Genomic DNA, 21,733 nt, shown 5'->3' with positions numbered 1-21,733 from the left:
TGCTCAGACTCCCTTGTCCAGATAGATGAGAGGCGCCGCCCAACCGCCGCGCCGCGAAACGGCAATCATGACTGGCTCCCGACAGGGGTCACATCGCGCAGGCGCAACACGAACACCGGCAGCACCACCAATATCATGAGGTAGAAGATGCCGCCACCGAGGGGCTCGAACAGCACGCCGCAGAGGGTCATCAGCGCCGCCACCACCATGCCTAGGCCGAGAGCCGCATAGAGCCCCTGGGCCGGGATCATCTGCTCGGGAGGCAGTTGGCGGGTCATGAAGCGGATGGCGCCCAGGTGGCTGACGCAGAAGGTCACCGCATGGAGCAACTGGCCGAGCACCAGTACACCGATCTCGCTGGAGGCGCCGAGCAGGGCCCAGCGCACCACGCAGCCGATGGCACCGATGAGAAACAGGCTCTGGGCACCGAAGCGCTGCAGGAAGCGTTTGTCGGCGGCGAACATGCAGATCTCCGCCACCACCCCCAGCGCCCAGAGGTAGCCGATGACGGTGCCGCTGTAGCCCTCGGCCTTCCAGTAGATGGCGCTGAAACCGTAGTAGGCGGCGTGACTGCCCTGTAGCAGGGCGGTGATGAGCAGGAAGCGCCGCACCGAGGCGGACTTCAGGGTCTCTCTCAGGGAGGCCCTGTCTCGCTCCCCCACCAACTCCTGTGGCGCGGGATGGAGGGGCAGCAGACTCAGCACCAGCATCAGCAGCAGGCCCGCCGCCATGGTGTGCAATACCCAGTCGCTACCGAAGTTGCCCACCAGGGCCCCCACCAGGGTCGAGGCGACGATGAAGGCGAAGGAGCCGCACAGCCGCACCTTGCCGTAGTCGAGGTGGGTCTGCACCACCATGCGGGTGGCCAGCGCCTCCCCCACCGGCATCAGGGTCGGATAGATGAAGTTTGCCACCAGGGTCAGCGCCACCAGCCACCAGAGATGGTGACTCAGATAGAATCCGAGGAAGGCCAGCAGACTCAAGAGGCAGAGCAGACGGATCAGCGGCAGCAGCTGCCCGGCTCCCTTGATCCGCCCCATGATCAGCAGATTGCCAGCAAAACGTATCGCCATGCCGGCACCGAGCAGCAGACCTATCTGTTCGGCGCTCACCCCTATCCCCTCCAGCCAGAGCGACCAGAACGGCAGGTAGGCGCCATAGACGAAATAGAAGGCCCCGAAGAAGAGGGCTAACCAGGAGAAGGCGGGCATAGAGACTCGGCAATGGCGCAAGGGGCATAGAGAATACCCCATCCTGGCCCAGGTATCCCCTGGGATCCGAGGGATAACCTCATCAATATCAACAAAATGGGGCCTTTGTCTCAACATGCCCACGGGACGCCCGCCCTCGATGGGACAGGCAGCCCTACTCCAGCAACGCCAACCCCTGTGCCTGCGCGGTCTCAAGTTCCCCCTGGCTCAGCAGGTGCTCCTGGCTCTCCCCGAGCCGCGCGATGCAGAGATCGATGAAGCGGCGCACCCGGGCGGGCTGCGCCGTGCGGCTGCCGTAGTAGAGATAGAAGCTCAGGCTGTCGCTCACATGTTCAAGCAACAGCGGCACCAGCCGCCCGGTCCGGATATGGGGGGCGATGTGACCGTCTTGTCTGCGTCCCAGCCTCCCCCCGTTCCCCACAGCGGCTAGCCTGCGAGCAGGAGGGGCAATGAATCAGGCCAGCGCCAGGGCATTGTCCCTCGGCGCTCGGCACATCCGTTCATTCCCACTTCATTCATGAGCCGGTGCGCCGCAAGCCCCCCTCACACCGGCAGGAGAGCATCATGAAACACCGGACGCTAGGCCAGAGGCTGCCAGTCTCTGCCATCGGCCTCGGGGCATGACGATGACGGGCACCCTGTATGGCACGGCCCGGGCCACCCATGACCCATGTCGAACGACAGGCATAAAAAAAGGGGCCATCAGGCCCCTTTTCATTGTTGCGGTGTGCGCTATCAGAACACGTACTTGACGCGGGCGCTCAGGTTGCGACCCGGCTCGCTCAGGTGCTCGGTGCTGCTGCTCGCGGCCAGACCCGTCATGCTCTCGTAGGTGGTGTACTCCTTGTCGAACAGGTTGAATACACCGACGTTGAGCTGCAAGTCCTGCAGGGGCTTGAACTGGGCGTAGAGGTCAACCACACCCCAGCCGGCGCTCTTGATGTAGTCGTTGCCACGGGCATCCTTGCGTACCTTGTCCATGTCATCGGCGAAGCGCAGGGCGGTGTTGATGTTCCAGGTCGGCTGTTCCAGACGCAGACCCAGGCTGCCGTTGAGCGGGCTCAGGCTGTTGATGTAGTTGCCATCCCCGTCCTTGCCTTCGATGTAGGCCAGGTTACCCCAGACGTTGACCAGATCGTTCAACCAGTAATCCGCCTTGGCCTCGACCCCCTTGGTGGTGGCCTTGTCCAGGTTCTGGTACTCGTAAACAGCGGTGCGGCCTTCGGTGCCGACCTGAGCCAGCTCGATGAAGTCGTCAAACTTGTTGTAGAAGGTGGCCACTTCGTAGCTGAAGCCGCCGGCGCTGCCACGCACACCCAGATCGATGCCATCACTGCTCTCGGACTTCAGATCCGGGTTCGGCTCGATGCGGTAGCCGTATGCCTGGTGGTTCAGGGTGGAGAAGGCGTTGTCATACATGGGCGCCTTGAAGCCGTGGCTGTACTGGGCGAACAGGTTGGCCGCCTCGTGTGCCTTGAACACCAGACCCAGCTTGGGTGAGAACTCCCCTTCGGAGACCTTCTGCAGCTTGTCGCCGGTGTAGGCCGGATCTTCGTCCGGGGTCATCTTGTAGTAGTCGTAACGCATGCCCGGGGTCAGCACCCAGCGCTCGCCGAACTTGATCTCGTCAAAGGCCCAGATGGCGCTGCGCTCGCTGGTGGTGGACGGGAAGCTCAGCTCGCTGTAGCCGACGAAGTCACCCGGCACGGTCGGGGCCTTGAAGCGGGTACGCTCGTTGTCGGTGTGCTCATACTCCACACCCCAGGCCAGACGCTGGTTGTCGAGGGCCTTGCTGAACTTCACCTGGGCACCCAGGCTCTCCTGCTCGAAGCCGTTGTGATCCAGGGAGTTCTTGGTCACATAGGGGTTGCGCGGGTTGACCGGGTACTTGGAGGAAGCGTACTGATCCAGGGTCTGCTTGGTACGGGCATAGTAGACCTTGCTGTCGATGCGATCGGCCCAGCCAGCGTTCAGGGCGATGCCGTGATCCAGCACCACGGAGACGTTGTCGGTGTCCTTGTCGGTGATCGGCTGGTTGAAGACGGAGCTCGTCTTGCTCAGGTCGATGGCATCCGGATCTTGGCCTTCGGTGAAATAGTCGACGGTCAGCTTCAGGAACTGATCCTCGCTGAAGTTCCACTTGCTCTTGAACAGCACTGCCTGGCTGACGATGTCGAACTCGTCCTTGTCGCCATCGTAGTTCTGGGTCACACCGCCATCGCGCCAGGTGTAGCGCAACAGGTTCTCGAAGTCGCCGGTACGCAGGGCGCCGGTGAAGCCCGCCATGTTCTGGTGGCTGCTGGAGGCGTAGCCGGTGGTCGCATCCAGATAGCTGTCACGGCCCTTGAGGAAGTCTTCCGCATCCTTGGTGGTGATGGCGATGACGCCACCCAGGGCATCGGAGCCGTAAGCGGCGGAAGCCGGCCCCTTGGCCACTTCAATCTGCTTGATCATGTCGGTGTCAAAATAGGTTTGACCGACGCCGCCGTTCTTGTAGGCATCGTTCTGGCGCACGCCATCCTGCACGACCTTGACCCGGTTTTCGCTCATGCCACGGATGGTGAAGGTCTGGGCATCGCCCGCGCCGCCCTGCACGCTCACGCCTGGCTCGTAGCGGAACAGGTCGGCCGCATTGGTGACGACCTGCTCTTCGATCTGCTCAGAGGTGATGACGGCGATGGGAGCGGAGACATCTTCCAGCTTCTGCTCCATCCGGGAGCCACTGACGACCATGACTTCATCAGCTTTCTTGTCTGCGGCGAAAGCGGGGGAAACCAGGCCAGCCGCCACGGCGAGGGCAATCAATGATGGGGTGTTGTTGTGCGCCACTGCAAAATCCTTATTGAGAATTATTATCAAGCGGAAGGCATATTACTCAGCTATCAATAAAGATCAATAATAAAGTGAATCATTCTCATTTTCTTTTGTCCAAGTTCGGTTTTACACTAGCGCTCTCTGTTTTCTCTTGCTCGCCATACGGTTATCGTCTGGTGCTGCGCCTCTGCCTCTGTGAGATACCATGATCCGACGACTGCCCCTGCTCGCCCTGCCCCTGCTGCTGGCCGCCTGTGCCACTCCCCCGCAGGCGCCCGCGCCCCACACCCTCTATCACTATCAGCTCAGCGAAGGGCAGAGCGATGCGTCCCTCAGCCTCTCCCAGGCGCTGGACAGGGTGGTCGATGCCGACATCGTGCTGGTGGGGGAATTGCACAGCCACCCGGCCGTACACCTGTTGCAGGCGCGCCTGCTGGCGGGACTGGCCGAGCGCTCCCAGGTCGATGGCCGGGGACTGGCGCTCTCCATGGAGCAGTTCACCCGGGCCGATCAGGTCACCCTTGATGCCTATCTGGCCGGCCGCATCGGCGAGTCAGCGCTGATCCGTGAGGGCCACGCCTGGCCCAACTACCCGAGCGACTATCGCCCCCTGGTGGAATTTGCCAAGGCGCAGCACCTGCCCGTCATCGCCGCCAACGCCCCCAAGCCGCTGGTGAGCTGTGTCGGCCAGGAAGGGCCCCAGTGGCTGGAGAAGCTGCCCGCCAGCCGTCGCAGCCAGCTGGCCCAGACCCTCACCCTGGGTGACGATGGCTATCGCCAGAAGTTCATGGCCTCCATGCACCACGGGGACGCCGACAGCAACGCCCGCCGCTTCGCCGCCCAGACCAGCTGGGACGACACCATGGCCGAGAGCATGGTCAACTACCTCGCCAAACACCCGGGCCAGCGCATCATGCACATCGCGGGCAACTTCCATGTGGAAGGGGGGCTCGGCATCGCCAGCCGCATCGCCAGCCGCAACCCGGCCCTCAAGGTGGCCCTGATCGTGCCGCAAACCGATGACAAGGCCCCCGCCGGACGCGCGGCCGATGTCAGGGTTCGCATAGCGCCACTGCCGGAACGCTGGCTAAATGCCGATGAAATGAAGCAAGATATGGGCGCACTGCATCAATCCCGCAGTCGTGACTGCAGCCAGTGGCTGCAACCCTGATAACCAGTCAGGAACCTGCCCGCCGCCCGGGGCGACACGCCCATGGCCAAGGGGCTGAATCGCATAAAACCTCATTTTCATGCTGATAAATGATGGTTTTATGGTGATATATGTGGCTTGTCAGCACAGTAGTGGCGCAATGGCGGGCGGGTTCTGAGGAACCCATATGGATGTGTTACTGATCATCGACATGCAGCAGGGGTTGTTCGAGCAGCCCCGTCATCAGGACGCTCAGGTCATCGCCAACGTCAACCGGTTGGCAGACCATGTGCGGGCCCAGGCGGGGCGTGTCATCTATGTGCAGCACGAGGAGCCGGGCTCCGAACTCGAACTCCACAGCCCCGGCTGGCAGCTCCATGCCGATCTGACCCCGGCCGCGGGGGAGAGCCGGGTGCGCAAGAGTGCCTGTGACAGCTTCCTCGGGACCGAACTCGGCTTCCTGCTGGCGGAACAGGCGGTGGACAGGCTGCTCATCTGCGGCTGTGCCACCGATTTTTGCGTCGATACCACCCTGCGCAGTGCCGCCGGCAAGGGCTTCGAGGTGACTGTGCTCACCGACGCCCACACCACGGCAGACAGGCCCCATCTCAGTGCGGAGCAGATCATCGAGCACCACCACTGGATGTGGCGTCACCTCAGCCTGCCAGAAGGCAGAAGCGTGACCCTGCTCACCACGGATGCGCTGCTGGCGCCCCCCCAGGCGGTGCCGGCGTGATAAGCTGCGCCCCTGTCCCCCTTCCCTGATGGAGTCTTTCGTGCGTCTATTGCCTGCCGCCCTCTGCGTGCTGCTGTTGCCGGCACTCACCGCTTGCGCCGGTCTGACGGGTTCGACCCAGGATGGCCCGCCCCCCCTGTTTCGCACCCATATCAACGAGGAGGGAAGCAAGCGCTTCACCTTCGAGGCCGCCCCCCTCGACGTTCTGCCGAGCCGCCTGCAAGACGATGATGACGGCCGTCTCAGCCGCAATAATCGCAGCCTGCTGGAGCGGCGCCAGGCCTTGCAGGATGAGCAGCTGACCCAGACACTGGACGAGCGCAAATACTGCCACAGCGGCTACATAGTGCTGAGCCAGACCTCCTGGAAGATCCGGGGCGAGTGCAACGAGACCGCCACCCAGGCCGATCGCAGCGCCTTCCCCAACCGGGCCTCCTGGCAGGACTGAGTGGACGGCAACGCCGTTGTCACAAAGCGCATAACAAAACGGGCAGCCCAGGCTGCCCGTTGTTCATCTCGGTGAGACCCCATCAGACCGGCGCGTCTGTCTCGCTGGTCAACTCGGCACCGTTGTCGATGCGCTTGTGGCCCTCGACCAAATGCACGAAGTCCACCAGCTCGTCGCCGGAGACCCGGAACGCCTGACCGAAGCCCTTGACGAACAGACCCTGCTCGGGCTTGAGACGGAACAGGACAAAGTCCTTGAGGTTGGAGAGCCCTTTGACTATCTCCCCGAAGCGCCCTTCCAGGGCGGCGACGGCTTTTTCCCAGCGCACGTCATCACGGGCGACCACTTCGGCGACCGCATCGAAAGTCAGGCGCTTGCGGGCGAACAGTTCGCGGGCACCGGTCTCGTCCTCGATCAGCATCAGGGACACCTTGGGCACCTGTTGCAGGTTGCGGGCGTGACGGGCGATCTCGGAGATCAGCACATAGTAGCCATCTTCCTGCAGCACGAAGGGAGCGTAGCTGGCGTTGGGATTGCCTTCGGCATCCACGGTCGCGAGCTGCAGGGTGCGGCAACCGTCACGAAACTCGCGGATCTCCGGTTGCAGGCGGTTCTGCAGACGTTCCTGACGTTCACTCATGCTTTCACTTCCTCTTGATACTGACGGCGCAGGGCCATGAAACGCTCTACCTGCTCGGGCAGCAGCTGACGCTGCTCGTCGCGACCCAGATAGACCTTGAAAATGCAGCGACCGCTGTGGCCGAAGAACTGGAAGGAGTGCCCTTCCTTGCCCATGAACAGCTTGCTGACCAGGGCGATGCCCACCACATTGTCGAGCTTGAGGTGACCGTGCATCTCGCCGTCACGGCCCATCAGGTTGTAGTAACCGCGGGCGCTCTTGCCTTTCGGGAAGGAAGCCTTCACCTCGAAGATGGAACCATCCGACTCGACGATGGTGGTCACCGGGCCCCAGCTGGCCAGGTCCGCCAGCAAGGCTTCCGCCTGCTCGCCCGGGACCAGCGTCATCAGTTCGGCAGGCAGATGGCGAACCACCTCCCACTCACTGACCGCCAGCTGGCTGGCGATGCTGGAAGGATGGGCGCTGGGATCCTGCTCCAGCAGCTCATGAATGCGTTGTGCGATGCTCATCGGTTCTCCTGATCTGGCTATCTCGCTCAGTCTAGCGGCGGATACTGTAATAAAGCGGCCCTCGCAACGCAATTGATAATCGCTACTATTATCAGTGCAATTTCATGGCGGGATTGCTATTCTCGGCGGCAATCCCACACCACATTCACCCTTCGGAGGTTCGCATGGGCCGTCGTTTTGCCCTCGCACTCAGCCTGCTCGGCTGCGCCACTCTTTCCCTGTCTACCCTGCCTGCGATGGCACAAGAACGCATCGTCAGCGTCGGCCCGGCCACCACCGAACTCATCCTGGCCCTGGGCGGCGAGTCCAGCATCATCGCCACCGACGTGAGCAGCCCCGAACCCAAGAGCCTGCCCAAGGTTGGCTACCACCGTGCCCTGGCCGCCGAGGGGATACTGAGCCTCTCCCCCACCCGGGTGGTGGGCAGTGACGAGATGGGCCCGAACGCCACCCTGGAACAGTTGCGCCGCGCCGGCGTCAAGGTCGACGTCATGGCCACGGCCCCGACCCTCGCCAACCTGAACGAGCGTATCGACACCCTGTCCCAGCTGCTCGGCAACCCGGCCGCAGGCACCAAGCTGAAAGCCGACATCGCCAGCCAGAGTGACAAACTGGCGGCCCAGGCCAAGCAGAACAAGCCCCTCAAGGTCGCCTTCCTGTTGCTGCACAAGGGTCAGCCCACCAGCATTGCCGGTGGCAATACCACTGCCAGCGCCCTGATCACCCTGGCTGGCGGCGTCAACCCGGTGGCCCAGCTGCACGACTACAAGCCCGTCTCCACCGAGGCCCTCATCGAGATGCAGCCGGATCTGGTACTGGTGAGTGGCCGTGACTGGCAACAATATCAGAACGTCGACAGCGTACTGAGCCAGGTGCCAGCCCTGACCGCGACCCCGGCGGGCAAGAACAAAGCCATCCATGCCATCGACGGTCACGCCCTGCAAGGGGGTCTCAGCCTGCGCTCCCTGCAACAGGCCAACCAGATAGCCCAGTGGATCCAGCAGGGTTCATGATGCGTCTGCCCCTGCCCTGGCTGCTCACCCTCACCGGCGGTGCCCTGGCACTGTTGTTGGTCGGATCCCTGGCAACCGGCCCCATGTCCCTGACTCTCGGCGAGAGCCTGCAGGCCCTGTTTGCCGGCAAGGAGAGCGGGATTGAAGACCACAAGCTACTGATAATCCAAGAGATCCGCCTGCCACGCACCCTGCTGTGCATCGCCGTGGGGGGCATACTCGGTCTCTGCGGCGCCGTCATGCAGGGGCTGTTTCGCAACCCCCTCGCCGATCCCGGCATCATAGGGGTCTCCGGCGGGGCGGCACTGGGGGCGGCGCTCGCCATCGTGCTGCTGGCCCCCCTAGGCCAGCAGTTGCAGGCCCTGCTCGGCCTCGGTCTGCTGCCCCTGCTCGCCTTCCTCGGCGGTGCCCTGACGACCACCCTGGTCTATCTGCTGGGCACCCGTGAAGGGGGTACCTCGGTCACCATCATGCTGCTGGCCGGGGTCGCCATCACGGCCCTCTCTGGCGCGGTGATCGGCCTGCTCACCTATCTGGCCGACGATCAGATGCTGCGCAACCTCAGCCTGTGGCAGATGGGGTCTCTCGCCGCCGGCAAACCCATGGATGTGGCCCTGGCCCTGGCGACGCTGGTCATACTGTTGCTGCTGTTCGTGCGCGACGCCAATCCCCTCAACGCCCTGTTGCTGGGAGAAGGTGAGGCACGTCATCTGGGGGTCAACGTGCAATCCCTCAAGCGTCGCCTCATCCTGCTCACCGCCGCCGGCGTCGGTGTCGCCGTCGCCGTCGCGGGCATGATCGGCTTCGTCGGCCTGGTGGTCCCCCATCTGGTGCGACTGCTGGCTGGCCCCAACCACGTGCGCCTGCTGCCCCTCTCCGCCCTGCTGGGGGCCGCTTTGCTGCTCGGCGCCGACATGCTGGCCCGCACCCTGCTGGCCCCTGCCGAGCTGCCAGTGGGTATCATCACGGCCCTGCTCGGCGCGCCCTTCTTCATCTGGCTCTTGGTCAAGAGTCGCCGGACGCTGTAACAGGAGATCGTCATCTTGCCCGGAGCCGCCCCTTCACCCCTGCTGGATTGTCAGAATATCTGCCTCAGCCGGGGTGGCCGCCTCATTCTCGACAGGCTCAGCCTCACCCTGCAATCGGGTACCCTGACCGCCCTGCTCGGCCCGAACGGTGCGGGCAAGAGTTCACTGCTCAAGTGCCTGACCGGGGAGCTGGAGTACGACGGCGCCATCTCCCTGTTTGGTCGGGAACGCCAGGCCTGGGGCAGCACGGCGCTGGCCCACAGGGTCGGTGTGCTGCCCCAGAGTTCGTCCCTCAACTTCCCCTTTCTCTGTGAAGAGGTGGTGGCCATGGGCCGCCTGCCTCATACCGAACCGGGCAGCCGCCGGGACGAGATAGTCAAGGCCGCCATGACCCACGCCGGGGTCGAACACCTGGCGGGTCGTCTCTACCCCGGCCTGTCGGGCGGGGAGCGCCAGCGGGTACAGTTTGCCAGGGTGCTGGCCCAGATCTGGCAAGCTCCCGACGAACCCCAGGAGCCCCGGCTCCTGTTGCTGGACGAGCCCACCTCGGCGCTCGATCTCAAGTATCAGCATCAGCTGCTGACCATGGCCCGCGCCCTCGCCGGTCGCCATACCGCCGTCCTGGTGGTGCTGCACGATCTCAACCTCGCGGCGCGCTACGCCGATCGGCTGGTGATGCTGGAACAGGGTCGGTTGATGGCGGACGGTGCCCCCGCCGAGGTACTCACGCCGGAGCTTATCGCCCGGTTGTATGGCTATCCGGCCCAGGTACTGCACCACCCCGATACCGGCCTACCCATGGTGGTGTAGCCGCCGCTGTTCATCGCAAACAAGAAGAGCGCCATCGGGCGCTCTTCTTGTTTTTGGCTATTCATTCAGGCTATCTGGTAGCGCCCCGGCTTGTGGTTGAGTGTCAACACCAGGTTACAGAGGATGGCCGCCACCACGGAGAGGGCCAGCAGCCAGGGGGAGACCACGAAGAAGGAGGCGATGACGATGGTGCAATCCAGTCCCATTTGCAGCTTGCCAGCGCGGATGCCGAACTTGTCCTGAATGAAGAGTGCCAGGATGTTGAAGCCTCCCAGGCTCGACTTGTGACGAAACATGATGAGCAGCCCCATGCCGATCAGGGTACCGCCGATGAGGGCCGCATAGACGGGCTCGATCTTGCCGATCTGCAGCACGGCGTTGAGGTGATCCGTCATGAAGGAGACGGTTGCCACTGACGCGAAGGTGTTGAGGGTGAAGCGTGGGCCCATCCTGAGCCAGGCCAGGGCGTAAAAAGGCAGGTTCATGGTGAAGAACAGCAGGCCGAAGCTCAGGCCCGTCACCTGCTGCAGCAGGAGCGCGAGGCCGGCGGTGCCACCGGTGAGCAGACCCACCTGATGAAACAGAAAGATGCCGAGGGAGATGAAGCCTGCCGCGGTCAGCAGGGCAAGCACATCCTCATAGACCGGATGCGCCGAGCGGGGTTTGTTGTCCATAACCAAAGTCCATAGCGAAGTAAAAGAGTGTGGGTTGCCCCTTGGGGGCGCGAGCCCGGTGTGCCGGGCTTCGTTATGGGAACAGTGTCCGATTTGAGTGAGCCGGATCACAATAGCGTCATCGAATGCGCCAAAATGGTGCGCGTCAGGGATGCGTTACAACCCTTGCACCAAAATATCTCACGGGGTCCTTTCCCAGGCTGCACCCTCACTGAAAAACCGGACGGTTTCCGCTGCTCGTCACGCCGAATCATTCTAAAATGCCTCCCTTTCAACTGCCTGTGGAGCAACAAAGGATGAGGGTCACCCTCTTCGGGATTGGGTATGTGGGTCTGGTGCAGGCCGCCGTGCTGGCCGAGATGGGCCATCAGGTCACCTGCGTGGACGTGGATGCCGCCAAGATAGCGCGCCTGAAAGAGGGCATCATCCCCATTTTCGAACCCGGCCTCTCACCCATGGTTCAGGCCAATCATCAGGCAGGTCGCCTGCATTTCACCACGGACGTGGTAAAAGGCGTGGACTTTGCCGAGCTCATCTTCATCGCGGTGGGCACTCCGCCCGGTGAAGACGGCAGCGCCGATCTGCAACAGGTGCTGAGGGTGGCCGGTACCATAGGCCGCCTGATGCAGGCTGGCAAGGTGGTCGTCAACAAGAGCACGGTGCCGGTCGGTACGGCCCACCGGGTGCGCCGGCACATCGAGGCCGCCCTCACCGAGCGTGGCGTTCACTTCCCCCTGGCGGTGGTGTCCAATCCGGAGTTTCTCAAAGAAGGCGCCGCCGTTGCCGACTGTCTGCGGCCGGATCGCATCATCATCGGCACGGATTCCGCCCACGCCATGTCGTTGCTGGAGGAGCTCTACGCCCCCTTCAACCGCAATCACAGGCGCATCATCCAAATGGACGCGCGCAGCGCCGAGCTGACCAAGTACGCCGCCAACGCCATGCTGGCGACAAAAATCTCCTTCATGAACGAGATGGCGGGACTGGCGGAGCGGCTCGGGGCCGACATAGAGGCGGTGCGCAAGGGCATAGGTGCGGATCCACGCATCGGCTACCACTTCATCTATCCGGGCTGCGGCTACGGCGGCTCCTGCTTCCCCAAGGATGTGAGAGCACTGATCCACACCGCAGCCGAGATGGGCTGTGACACGTCCCTGCTGCGCTCGGTGGAGCGGGTCAACGATCGTCAGAAACACAGACTCATCGAGTTGTTGCACCAGCACTTTGGTGCCGATCTGACGGGGCACACCTTCGCCCTCTGGGGGCTCGCCTTCAAGCCCAATACCGACGACATGCGAGAGGCACCGAGCCGAGTATTGATGGAGGCCATCTGGGCCGGTGGCGGCAAGGTGCAGGCGTTCGATCCCCAGGCCATGAACGAGGCGCAGCGCCTCTATGGCCTGCGGGACGATCTGATCCTGTGTGGCACCCAGGAGGCGGCCCTCAAGGGAGCCGACGCCCTGTTCATCTGTACCGAATGGCAGCAGTTCCGCGCTCCCGATTTCGAGCTGATCCAGCGCACCCTGAAACAGGCCGTCATCTTCGACGGACGCAACCTCTATGACCCGGCCCGCCTTCGCCAGCGCGGCTTTACCTACTACGCCATCGGCCGCGGCCACCATGTGCAACCAGCGGCTAGGCAGGAACCAGAGCCCCGATTGGAGGCTACGCAATGCAGTACCTGATCACCGGCGCCGCCGGTTTTATCGGCTTCCATGTGGTCAAGCGGCTTTGCGCTGACGGTCATCGGGTGGTCGGCATCGACAACCTGAATGACTACTACGCGGTGAGCCTGAAAGAGGCACGCCTCGCGCGCCTCCTTCCCCTCCCCGGATTTCGCTTCGAGCGTATCGATCTTGCGGACAGATTGGCCATCGCCGACCTCTTTGCCCGGGAGCGCTTCGATCGGGTGATCCACCTCGGTGCCCAGGCGGGGGTACGCTATTCGCTGGACAATCCCTTTGCCTACGCCGACAGCAACCTCACCGGTACCCTCACCGTGCTGGAGGGGTGCCGTCAACACGGGGTCGGCCACCTCATCTATGCCTCCTCGAGCTCCGTCTACGGCCTCAATGAGCAGATGCCGTTCAAGACCTCGGACGGGGTGGATCATCCGGTCTCCCTCTATGCGGCGAGCAAGAAGGCCAACGAGCTGATGGCCCACTCCTACTCCCACCTCTACGGCCTGCCTACCACGGGGCTGCGCTTTTTCACCGTCTACGGTCCCTGGGGGCGCCCCGACATGGCCCTGTTCAAGTTCGTGCGCGCCATCCTCAACGACGAGCCCATCGACATCTACAACCAGGGTCAGCTCAGCCGGGACTTCACCCATATCGACGACATCATCGAGGGGATAGTGCGCGTCGCCGATCGCCCTCCCCAGGCGAACCCGGCCTGGCACGGGCAGATGGCGTCCAGCTCGGCCCCTTACCGGTTGCTGAACATCGGCAACGGCAGCCCGGTGCGACTGCTGGACTTCGTGGACGCCATCGAATCGGCCCTCGGCAAACCCGCCATCCGCAATCTGCGGCCCATGCAGCCGGGGGATGTGCTCGCCACCTGGGCCGACACCGAGTCCCTGTTCGAGGTGACGGGCTATCGGCCCCGGGTCGGATTGAAGGAAGGGGTAGAGAGTTTCGTCCATTGGTACAGGGCGTACCACGGGGTATGACGCTCCACTGCCCTGTTTGTGCAAGAAGGGGGCAAATGGTCCCGCGCATCCTTGGCGGGTAGCACCACGGTTGTCGCAACGGAGGCGTTCATCCGTGTTGCCCCTTTGGATCAACGCGGGATCCAACCCGACCGGTCGCCAGGAACATGAGGGGGGAAGAGCGTTAAATCATAGAAATACAATGCGTTGGATTATATTCCCCACTGTCGGCCACCAGCGACGGGAGAGAGATAGCTGTGGCGAGTCTCAACGTCCTTCCCACCCGGCAGTCAGGCCCTGCTCTTTGACCTTCCACCCAATATTTTGCTCCACTAGCCAAAGGTTCCAGACCGTTTTCATCTTTCTCAAGCCAGCACAGAACCACATGTTCCTACACTCGGCTGGCAACCCGCCCATCCAGAACCTATATCTTGCGGATACGAAATGAGGTATCCATCATGCTGCGACTCTGCACTTGGGGCTGGGGACTCTTGCTCCTGCTGGCCAGCACATCGACTCACGCCGACACCTTTCGCCAGGCTCCCAAGGCGATGAATGCCCTGCGCCAGGGGGCGGCCATGGAGCGCAACAACCCGAGGCAGGCCATCGCCCACTACTGCACCGCCGCCAGCCTCGGCAATCCAGAAGCCTATTTTCGCATCGGCCGCCTGCTGGCTCGTGGTCCACAGGGGATCCGCAGCGCCCGTCAGGCCAATACCTATCTCGCCATGGCCATGCGCCTGGGCAACCAGCAGGCAGCCCGCTACTACAACGAACGTGTGGGCAATGCCCCGCTCGGCACCTGCGGTGTCGGCGGCGGCTCGGGCGGCGCCCCCTGGGTACGCCCCGGCGTCCCCTTCGATCAGGATGGCTATCTGGCCCGTCAGTCCATGAGCAAGCAGAAACTCGCCAGCATGATCCGGCAGGCTGCCAAGCGCCACCGGGTCGATCCCCAGCTGGCGCTGGCCATCGCCATCGCCGAGTCCAACCTCAACAGCCTCGCCGTCTCCCCCAAACAGGCGCAAGGGGTGATGCAACTCATCCCCGAGACCCAAGCCAGGTTCGGCGTGACGCGTCCGTTCGATGCGGAGCAGAACATCCGCGGTGCCATGATCTATCTGAAATGGCTGGAGAAGCAGTTCGGCCCCGACTGGATCAGGATCAGCGCCGCCTATAACGCCGGTGAGCAGGCCGTGGTCCGCTATGGAGGTGTGCCCCCCTATCAGGAAACCCAGGAATACGTGCAGCGAGTGCTCTACTACTCGGGGCAGGATCAGCCCAAGAAAACCAAGGTATCGGTACGCTGACGCTCACCACCGGTTGATGGCATCCGCTGATACGGGTGCCGAACATCCCCCATTCAACCTGGATACAGAAACCCTCAAGCCCCCAGACCGGGCAGGCGTCGGCCCATCCCAGCGGCCATCCCTCCCGGCCAAGAGGGTTTCGCAGATGGGAGGTCGCTCCCGCTGTCCGCTTTGCCGCCCCCTCCCCATTGGTTTACAATCGACGAGTTTTTTGGAACCGGGTTGGCCCGCGCCGACCTGGCCCACCACGCCATCAGTTTGTTAATGAAAAATCATTAAGTTGCTGAAAAGGAAGAGAATTAGCCAATGGCTCAATTTATTTACACCATGAACAGGGTCGGCAAGGTCGTGCCGCCCAAGCGTCATATTCTCAAGAACATCTCCCTCTCCTTCTTCCCGGGCGCCAAGATAGGCGTCTTGGGTCTGAACGGCGCCGGTAAATCCACCCTGCTGCGGATCATGGCCGGGCTGGATACCGAGATCGAAGGGGAAGCCCGCCCGCAACCCGGCATCAAGATAGGCTACCTGCCCCAGGAGCCGAAACTGGATCCCGAGCAGACGGTCCGTGATGCGGTTGAAGAGGCCGTGGGCGACGTAAAACGCGCCATGGCTCGCCTGGATGAGGTCTATGCGGCCTACGCGGATCCGGATGCCGATTTCGACAAGCTGGCCCGCGAACAGGGCGAGCTGGAGGCCATCATCGCCTCCCAGGGCGGCCACAACATGGAAAACCAGCTGGAGCGTGCGGCCGATGCCCTGCGCCTGCCGGCCTGGGATGCCCAGATCAAGCACCTCTCCGGGGGTGAGCGTCGCCGGGTTGCCCTCTGCCGCCTGCTGCTGGAAAAGCCGGACATGCTGCTGCTCGATGAGCCGACCAACCACCTGGATGCGGAATCCGTGGCCTGGCTCGAGCGCTTCCTGCACGACTACGAAGGCACCGTCGTCGCCATCACCCACGACCGCTACTTCCTCGACAACGTGGCAGGCTGGATCCTGGAGCTGGACCGTGGCGAAGGCATCCCCTGGGAGGGCAACTACTCCTCCTGGCTGGAGCAAAAAGATGCCCGTCTGGCCCAGGAGGCGAGCTCGGAAGCCGCCCGTCGCAAGTCCATCGAGAAAGAACTGGAGTGGGTTCGCCAGAACCCCAAGGGCCGTCAGGCCAAGTCCAAGGCTCGTATGGCTCGCTTCGAAGAGCTCAACACCAACGACTACCAGAAGCGCAACGAGACCAACGAGCTGTTCATTCCGCCCGGACCCCGCCTCGGCGACAAGGTGGTGGAAGTGGCGAACCTGCGCAAGTCCTACGGTGACCGGCTGCTGATCGACGATCTCTCCTTCTCCATTCCGAAGGGGGCCATTGTCGGCATCATCGGTCCTAACGGGGCCGGTAAGTCCACCCTGTTCCGCATGATGTCGGGTCAGGAGCAGCCGGATTCCGGCGCCATCACCCTGGGCGATACCGTGGTGCTGGCCTCGGTGGATCAGTTCCGCGACACCATGAACGACAAGAAGACGGTGTTCGAGGAAGTCGCGGACGGTCAGGACATCCTGCGCATCGGCAACTACGAGTTCCCGAGCCGGGCCTACATCGGCCGCTTCAACTTCAAGGGCTCGGATCAGCAAAAGCGCGTCGGCGAACTGTCCGGTGGCGAGCGTGGCCGTCTGCACCTGGCCAAGCTGCTGCAAACTGGCGGAAACGTCTTGCTGCTGGATGAACCGACCAACGATCTGGACATCGAAACCCTGCGCGCCCTCGAGAACGCCCTGCTGGAGTTCCCGGGTTGTGCCATGGTCATCTCCCACGATCGCTGGTTCCTCGACCGCATCGCCACCCACATCCTGGACTACCAGGACGAGGGCAAGATCGAATTCTTCGAAGGCAACTTCACCGAATACGAAGAGTGGAAGAAGAAGACCTATGGCGCCGAGGCCGTTCAGCCCCATCGCGCCAAGTACAAGCGGATCGCCAAGTAAAGGGAAGCGCTGGTGCGGCCAGCCATGCCGCCGCAGCGCGCCCGTAACGGCTGGCGGACCGCTGGCCAAGCGATGCCGTACCTCCCCCCATCGAGGGGATTGCACCGTGACAAGGGGAGCCCAGGCTCCCCTTTCTATTGCCTTTTGACTTACACTCTCTCCGCCTCCCCCAACCGATAGCTAGCCATGGCCCACACCACAGACACCTCGAAGCGACTTCACATCCAGATCCGCATCGAACCCGGTTGCCTCGGGCCAGACGGCAAGGCGCACATCGACAGGTTCTGCAATGCCGCCAGCCGGATCTTCGCCACTCTGGAGCCCGAGTGGATAAGCTGGGTGCTGCTCCCGCGTCATGACAAGCAGCTGCCGGAGCAGGAGTTCTTCATCGAGGGGCGCAAGCTGAGCGAGGAGCAGGCCGGTCTGTTGCTGCAGCGCATGGGCCTGACCTTGAGTCTGCTGCAGGAGCGCAGCGACGCTCTGCTGGCACAACTGGTGGAGCGTTACTTCAAGACCCTCTGAGCTTCCCAAAGAAAGTCTCTATCGACACTCATTTTTCCTGCCGCAAGAGCAAACGTTTGAATTTTTACTCTATTCATTGATCCGCCTCGCAGATCCGGGGTTTGTAAACGCGCCTGCCTGTGTAAAAATGTGCGCGCTGTCACGGTATCAGGACGAGTCTGGCGATGAAATCGCCAATGACAGGGTCAGTCTCCCTATGGATGGGTCTGCCCCCCTGCTGCTTATTTCACGTCACCCATTGGAATCCAACATGAATCAACCACATCAAGCCACCAGCCCGGCGGCCGGGCAAGGATTGCTCGATCGTCTGTTCGCCCTGAAAGGTCATGGCACCACGGCCCGCACCGAGGTCATCGCCGGGATCACCACCTTCCTGACCATGGTCTACATCGTCTTCGTCAACCCGCAGATCCTCTCCGCTGCGGGCATGGACACCCAGGCCGTGTTCGTCACCACCTGCCTCATCGCCGGCATCGGCAGCATTCTGATGGGGCTGCTGGCCAACCTGCCCATCGCCCTGGCTCCCGCCATGGGCCTCAACGCCTTCTTCGCCTTCGTGGTGGTGGCCGGCATGGGTTACTCCTGGCAGATAGGCATGGGTACCATCTTCTGGGGCGCCCTGGGTCTTCTGATCCTCACCCTGCTGCGGGTGCGCTACTGGCTCATCGCCAACATCCCCCTCACCCTGCGCGTCGGCATCACCGCCGGTATCGGCCTGCTCATCGCCCTGCTCGGCCTGCACAACGCCGGCATCGTCGTCGCGAACCCGGCCACCATGGTGACGGTGGGCAATCTCACTTCCCTGCCCTGTCTGCTGGGGCTGCTCGGCTTCTTCCTGATCTGCATCTTCTCCGCCCGTGGCGTGCACTCCGCCGTCCTCATCTCCATGGTGGTCACCACCGGACTGGGCTTTCTGTTTGGTGACGTCACCTTCAAGGGCTTCGTCTCCATGCCGCCCAGCATCACGCCGGTGTTCGGTCAGCTGGATTTGATGGGATCCCTGGATATCAGCCTCGCCGGCATCATCTTCTCCTTCATGCTGGTCAACCTGTTCGACTCCTCCGGCACCCTCATCGGGGTGACCAACCGTGCAAAACTGGCCGATGACAAGGGGCACTTCCCGCGCATGAAGCAGGCATTGGTCGTCGACAGCGTGAGCTCGGTGGGCGGCGCCTTCATGGGTACCTCCTCCGTGACGGCCTATATCGAGAGCAGCTCCGGCGTGGCCGTGGGTGGTCGCACCGGTCTGACCGCCATCGTCGTCGGCGTGCTGTTCCTGCTGGCCATCTTCTTCTCCCCCGTCGCCGCCATGGTGCCGGCTTATGCCGCCGCCGGCGCCCTCATCTACGTGGGCGTGCTGATGTGCTCCGAGCTCACCCGGGTGAAGTGGGAAGACCTGACCGAGGCAGTACCGGCCTTCATGACCGCGGTCATGATGCCGTTCAGCTTCTCCATCACCGAGGGGATCGCCGTGGGCTTCATCTCCTACTGCGTGATGAAGGCGGGCACCGGCCGCTGGCGCGAGATCAACCCCTGCGTGCTGGTCGTCGCCCTGCTGTTCATCCTCAAATTCGTCTGGGTCGACGCGCACTGAGTCGCCCCCTTCGACGGGGATTGAATCCCCCCGCCAACAAAAATGCCCGTCTCTCGACGGGCATTTTTTATGACTGCATCTAGCTTCTTTCTGGCGTGTCAGCGGATGCCGCGAGCCTCGCGGATCCACTCCCAGGCCTGCTGGATCTCCTGGGTCTTCTCCTTGGCCATCTCCATCATCTCCGGCGGCAACCCCTTGGCGGCCAGCTTGTCCGGATGGTGCTTGCTCATCTCCTTGCGGTAGGCCCGCTTGATCTCCTGATCGCTGTCGCTCTCGCTGACGCCGAGCAGCTGATAGGCATCCTTGAGCCGATCCTTGGATGGCGCCTCCTGGCGGTACTGCTGCCCCTGGCCCCCACCCTGATACTGGCCCTGACCGTGCTTGAAGAAGTTCATCTGCGCCTCGGCCATGGCCAGGATCCGCGCCAGCTCGATGCGGCTGAAGCCCAGCTCGTCGGCGATGGTCTGCAAGATGGCCCGCTCGTCGGCTTCCACGCAGCCATCGGCGAAGGCCGCCTGCAGTTGGACTTCCAGGAAGAAGCGCAGGATGTCACGCTGGCCCTGGCTCGCCTGACGGAACTCGGCCAGGGTCTCGCGCAGGGGGAAGCCGCTCTCCTTGCCCTGACGGAAGGACTCCTGGGCCCGCACCCGCTGCTCACCGGAGAGACGCATCCTGTCCATCAGGTTGGAGGCAACCCGGATCTCCTGCTCGGTGACCTGGCCGCTCGCCTTGGCGATGTGGCCCATGACGGCGAAGGTGGCGTGGAAGAAAACCGCCTGCTGTTGCTGGGTGGGGGCACGGCGGAACGACATGCCCATGCCCCGATCGAAACGATGGCCTAACCAGAGGCCAAGCAGGGCGCCAAAGATGTTGCCGAGCAGAAAACCGAAGAAGGCGCCAAGCACCTTACCCCAAATACGCATGGTTCAAGACCTCGTGATGTGTTGAGTGCTGCATCCTTGCAACTGTTCGTCCAGCTCTCGCAGCCGCGCGACGGTGCCAATGTCTCGCCACTCGCCAGGGAGCAGGCTGCCACCGACCCGACCCGCCGCCATCCACTCCCGCAGCAGGGGGGCCAGCTTGCGAGCCCCGGCGGGCAAGTGACCGAAAGCCTCGGGACGATAGAGGCCGATGCCGCTGAAAGTGAGGGACGGGCTGTCCAGCACCCGGCCGGCTTGCAGCGCGAAATCCCCGTGAGGATGCTGGGACGGATTGGGCACCAGCCAGAGGTGGGCCAGATCCTCCCCCAGCGTCTGGTTCACCAGGGTGCCGTAATCCAGATCCAGCCAGGTATCGCCGTTGATCACCAGAAAAGGCTCAGACCCCAGCAATGGCAGTGCCTGCACTATGCCACCGGCGGTCTCCAGTGCGGTTTCTTCCGCCGACCACTGGATGCTAACCCCGAAGGCGCTGCCATCCCCGAGTGCCGCCACCAGCTCGTGGCCGAGCCAGGCGTGGTTGATGACCAGATTCGTCACCCCGGCAGCCTTGAGCTTCTCGATATGATGCACGATGAGCGGCTTGCCCCCCACCGCCAGCAGCGGCTTGGGCAGGGAGTCCGTCAGCGGTCGCATCCGCTCGCCGCGACCGGCGGCCAGGATCATCGCTTTCATGCCTGGGCTCCAGCAGCAAAGCCCGGCAGCACTTTTCGCTGCAACCAGTCACCGAAACGGGACAACACAGGGTATGTGTCCCCGTGCAGATGACAAACATCCACCACATAACCCAGTGTGCGTGGAATATCCTTCAGATAACCGGATTTTCCGTCCCTGTGATAGAGGCGGGTGAAGATGCCCGCCGCCTTCAGGTGGCGCTGCATGCCGGTGAGATCGGCCTGGCGCCGGAAGCGGGCATAATCGATCCCGGCCAGCACGCCAGCCTCGCTCAAGGTGTCGAAGCCATGGCGCATCCCTTGCTCGATGACATCGTCCGGCCAGCGCACATAGCAGTCTTTGAGCAGGGAGACCAGATCGTAGCTGAGCGGCCCGATGACCATGTCCTGGAAATCGATGACGGCCAGGGTGCTGGTCGCGGGGCTGTCATCGCCACACACCATCAGGTTGCGGCTGTGGAAGTCCCGGTGCATCACCCCCTGGGGCTGAGCCAGGTTGTTCTCGGTCAGGCAGGTGAAGGTGTCATCCAGCAACAGCTGCTCATCCTCGCTCAAGGCGAGCTGCAGATGATGACCCAGCAGCCACTCGGGGAAGATGGCGTTCTCACGGGCCATGAAGGCCGCATCGAAGGGCTCGAGGGAGAGCTCGACTGCGCCAAGCTGCGGCAGCAGGGCAATGGCCTTGTCATACCAGGCCAGCACGTTATCGGCATTCAGGCAGGTGATGAGCTGGGTATCGCCGAGATCCGTCACCGCCAGCAACCCCTGCTCGTAGTCCACCCCCTTGACCTCGGGCGCCAGCAGACCATTCGCCTTCAAGGCCGCGGCGTTGCGAACAAATTCATGATTTTTTTCGGTTTTCGGATTAGCATCCACCCACACCAGACCGGCACCACGGAAATAGCGGCGAAAACTGGCGTCACCGGAGATCAGGGTCAATTGAAGGTTGGCATCACCGGAAATCCGGCGCGCCCAGTGCAATAACAGGGAATCGCGATCGTGCATGAGTCGGGGACCAAATTGGAAAGCAGCTCTTGGCTG

Annotated in this window: 21 protein-coding genes; 12 read left to right on the top strand and 9 right to left on the bottom strand. The window is 62.9% G+C overall.

Going from position 1 to position 21,733, the window contains the following annotated elements; all coding sequences use genetic code 11:
* Positions 1–65: 65 nt before the first annotated feature.
* The 3 genes from ABNP46_RS04340 to ABNP46_RS04330 all read right to left on the bottom strand — a co-directional run bounded on the left by ABNP46_RS04340 (position 66) and on the right by ABNP46_RS04330 (position 4,040).
* Complete coding sequence (locus tag ABNP46_RS04340) at positions 66–1,211, bottom strand: 3-phenylpropionate MFS transporter (RefSeq protein WP_349921206.1); 1,146 nt, start codon at positions 1,209–1,211, stop codon at positions 66–68.
* Between the two features lie 154 nt (positions 1,212–1,365).
* Positions 1,366–1,551, bottom strand: a complete 186-nt coding sequence (locus ABNP46_RS04335) for a hypothetical protein (RefSeq protein WP_349921205.1) — start codon at positions 1,549–1,551, stop codon at positions 1,366–1,368.
* Between the two features lie 395 nt (positions 1,552–1,946).
* Positions 1,947–4,040, bottom strand: coding sequence for a TonB-dependent hemoglobin/transferrin/lactoferrin family receptor (locus ABNP46_RS04330; RefSeq protein WP_349921204.1), 2,094 nt, complete (start codon positions 4,038–4,040; stop codon positions 1,947–1,949).
* A gap of 190 nt (positions 4,041–4,230) precedes the next feature.
* Between ABNP46_RS04330 and ABNP46_RS04325 the strand changes: the two genes are divergently transcribed.
* From ABNP46_RS04325 to ABNP46_RS04315, 3 genes are all read left to right on the top strand, one after another.
* Positions 4,231–5,196 carry a ChaN family lipoprotein gene (locus ABNP46_RS04325; RefSeq protein WP_349921203.1) on the top strand — a complete coding sequence of 322 codons (966 nt, stop codon included), beginning with the start codon at positions 4,231–4,233 and terminating at the stop codon, positions 5,194–5,196.
* A 166-nt stretch (positions 5,197–5,362) separates the two neighbouring features.
* Complete coding sequence (locus ABNP46_RS04320; RefSeq protein ID WP_349921202.1) at positions 5,363–5,911, top strand: cysteine hydrolase family protein; 549 nt, start codon at positions 5,363–5,365, stop codon at positions 5,909–5,911.
* A gap of 40 nt (positions 5,912–5,951) precedes the next feature.
* On the top strand, positions 5,952–6,359 hold the full coding sequence (locus ABNP46_RS04315) for a hypothetical protein (protein ID WP_349921201.1): 408 nt from the start codon (positions 5,952–5,954) through the stop codon (positions 6,357–6,359).
* 82 nt (positions 6,360–6,441) lie between these two features.
* Here the strand turns inward: ABNP46_RS04315 and hutZ are convergent, their stop codons facing one another.
* Both hutZ and hutX read right to left on the bottom strand, forming a co-directional pair.
* The gene (hutZ, locus tag ABNP46_RS04310; protein WP_349921200.1) at positions 6,442–6,999 is read right to left on the bottom strand and encodes a heme utilization protein HutZ; all 558 of its coding nucleotides are present in this window, start codon (positions 6,997–6,999) and stop codon (positions 6,442–6,444) included.
* Positions 6,996–7,508 carry a heme utilization cystosolic carrier protein HutX gene (gene hutX, locus ABNP46_RS04305; protein WP_349921199.1) on the bottom strand — a complete coding sequence of 171 codons (513 nt, stop codon included), beginning with the start codon at positions 7,506–7,508 and terminating at the stop codon, positions 6,996–6,998. The genes hutZ and hutX overlap by 4 nt, the downstream gene beginning before the upstream one ends.
* A 164-nt stretch (positions 7,509–7,672) precedes the next feature.
* Here hutX and ABNP46_RS04300 point away from each other — a divergent pair, with 164 nt between their 5' ends.
* From ABNP46_RS04300 to ABNP46_RS04290, 3 genes are read left to right on the top strand one after another with little or no spacing between them, the layout of a single operon-like run.
* Entirely contained in the window at positions 7,673–8,521 is an 849-nt protein-coding gene (locus tag ABNP46_RS04300) for a heme/hemin ABC transporter substrate-binding protein (RefSeq protein WP_349921198.1), read from the top strand.
* A complete protein-coding gene (locus ABNP46_RS04295) occupies positions 8,518–9,549 on the top strand; it encodes a FecCD family ABC transporter permease (RefSeq protein WP_349921197.1) in 1,032 nt (343 codons plus the stop codon). Before ABNP46_RS04300 ends, ABNP46_RS04295 begins: the two co-directional genes overlap by 4 nt.
* Positions 9,550–9,564: 15 nt before the next feature.
* Positions 9,565–10,359, top strand: coding sequence for a heme ABC transporter ATP-binding protein (locus tag ABNP46_RS04290; RefSeq protein WP_349921196.1), 795 nt, complete (start codon positions 9,565–9,567; stop codon positions 10,357–10,359).
* 65 nt (positions 10,360–10,424) lie between these two features.
* Here the strand turns inward: ABNP46_RS04290 and ABNP46_RS04285 are convergent, their stop codons facing one another.
* Positions 10,425–11,033, bottom strand: a complete 609-nt coding sequence (locus ABNP46_RS04285) for a YitT family protein (protein ID WP_349921195.1) — start codon at positions 11,031–11,033, stop codon at positions 10,425–10,427.
* A 296-nt stretch (positions 11,034–11,329) separates the two neighbouring features.
* Here ABNP46_RS04285 and ABNP46_RS04280 point away from each other — a divergent pair, with 296 nt between their 5' ends.
* The 6 genes from ABNP46_RS04280 (at position 11,330) to ABNP46_RS04255 (ending at position 19,080) form a co-directional block, all read left to right on the top strand.
* Positions 11,330–12,718, top strand: a complete 1,389-nt coding sequence (locus ABNP46_RS04280) for a UDP-glucose dehydrogenase family protein (RefSeq protein WP_349921193.1) — start codon at positions 11,330–11,332, stop codon at positions 12,716–12,718.
* On the top strand, positions 12,706–13,704 hold the full coding sequence (locus ABNP46_RS04275; RefSeq protein WP_349921192.1) for an NAD-dependent epimerase: 999 nt from the start codon (positions 12,706–12,708) through the stop codon (positions 13,702–13,704). The genes ABNP46_RS04280 and ABNP46_RS04275 overlap by 13 nt, the downstream gene beginning before the upstream one ends.
* A gap of 437 nt (positions 13,705–14,141) precedes the next feature.
* Positions 14,142–14,990, top strand: a complete 849-nt coding sequence (locus ABNP46_RS04270; protein ID WP_434476175.1) for a lytic transglycosylase domain-containing protein — start codon at positions 14,142–14,144, stop codon at positions 14,988–14,990.
* 306 nt (positions 14,991–15,296) lie between these two features.
* Positions 15,297–16,964, top strand: a complete 1,668-nt coding sequence (ettA, locus tag ABNP46_RS04265) for an energy-dependent translational throttle protein EttA (RefSeq protein ID WP_349921191.1) — start codon at positions 15,297–15,299, stop codon at positions 16,962–16,964.
* A 186-nt stretch (positions 16,965–17,150) separates the two neighbouring features.
* Positions 17,151–17,486 carry a hypothetical protein gene (locus tag ABNP46_RS04260; RefSeq protein WP_349921190.1) on the top strand — a complete coding sequence of 112 codons (336 nt, stop codon included), beginning with the start codon at positions 17,151–17,153 and terminating at the stop codon, positions 17,484–17,486.
* Between the two features lie 250 nt (positions 17,487–17,736).
* A complete protein-coding gene (locus tag ABNP46_RS04255; RefSeq protein ID WP_349921189.1) occupies positions 17,737–19,080 on the top strand; it encodes an NCS2 family permease in 1,344 nt (447 codons plus the stop codon).
* A 98-nt stretch (positions 19,081–19,178) separates the two neighbouring features.
* Here ABNP46_RS04255 and djlA read toward each other — a convergent pair whose 3' ends face one another.
* From djlA to ABNP46_RS04240, 3 genes are read right to left on the bottom strand one after another with little or no spacing between them, the layout of a single operon-like run.
* Entirely contained in the window at positions 19,179–20,003 is an 825-nt protein-coding gene (djlA, locus tag ABNP46_RS04250) for a co-chaperone DjlA (RefSeq protein WP_349921188.1), read from the bottom strand.
* Between the two features lie 3 nt (positions 20,004–20,006).
* On the bottom strand, positions 20,007–20,693 hold the full coding sequence (gene murU / locus ABNP46_RS04245; RefSeq protein ID WP_349921187.1) for an N-acetylmuramate alpha-1-phosphate uridylyltransferase MurU: 687 nt from the start codon (positions 20,691–20,693) through the stop codon (positions 20,007–20,009).
* The gene (locus tag ABNP46_RS04240; RefSeq protein WP_349921186.1) at positions 20,690–21,697 is read right to left on the bottom strand and encodes an aminoglycoside phosphotransferase family protein; all 1,008 of its coding nucleotides are present in this window, start codon (positions 21,695–21,697) and stop codon (positions 20,690–20,692) included. The genes murU and ABNP46_RS04240 overlap by 4 nt, the downstream gene beginning before the upstream one ends.
* Between the last annotated feature and the right edge of the window lie 36 nt (positions 21,698–21,733).

The sequence above is a fragment of the Aeromonas veronii genome (genome assembly GCF_040215105.1).
In the GTDB taxonomy this organism is placed as follows: Bacteria; Pseudomonadota; Gammaproteobacteria; order Enterobacterales; family Aeromonadaceae; genus Aeromonas; species Aeromonas veronii_G.
Note: the sequence above shows the minus strand (reverse complement) of the source record. Positions and strands in the feature narration are given on the sequence as shown.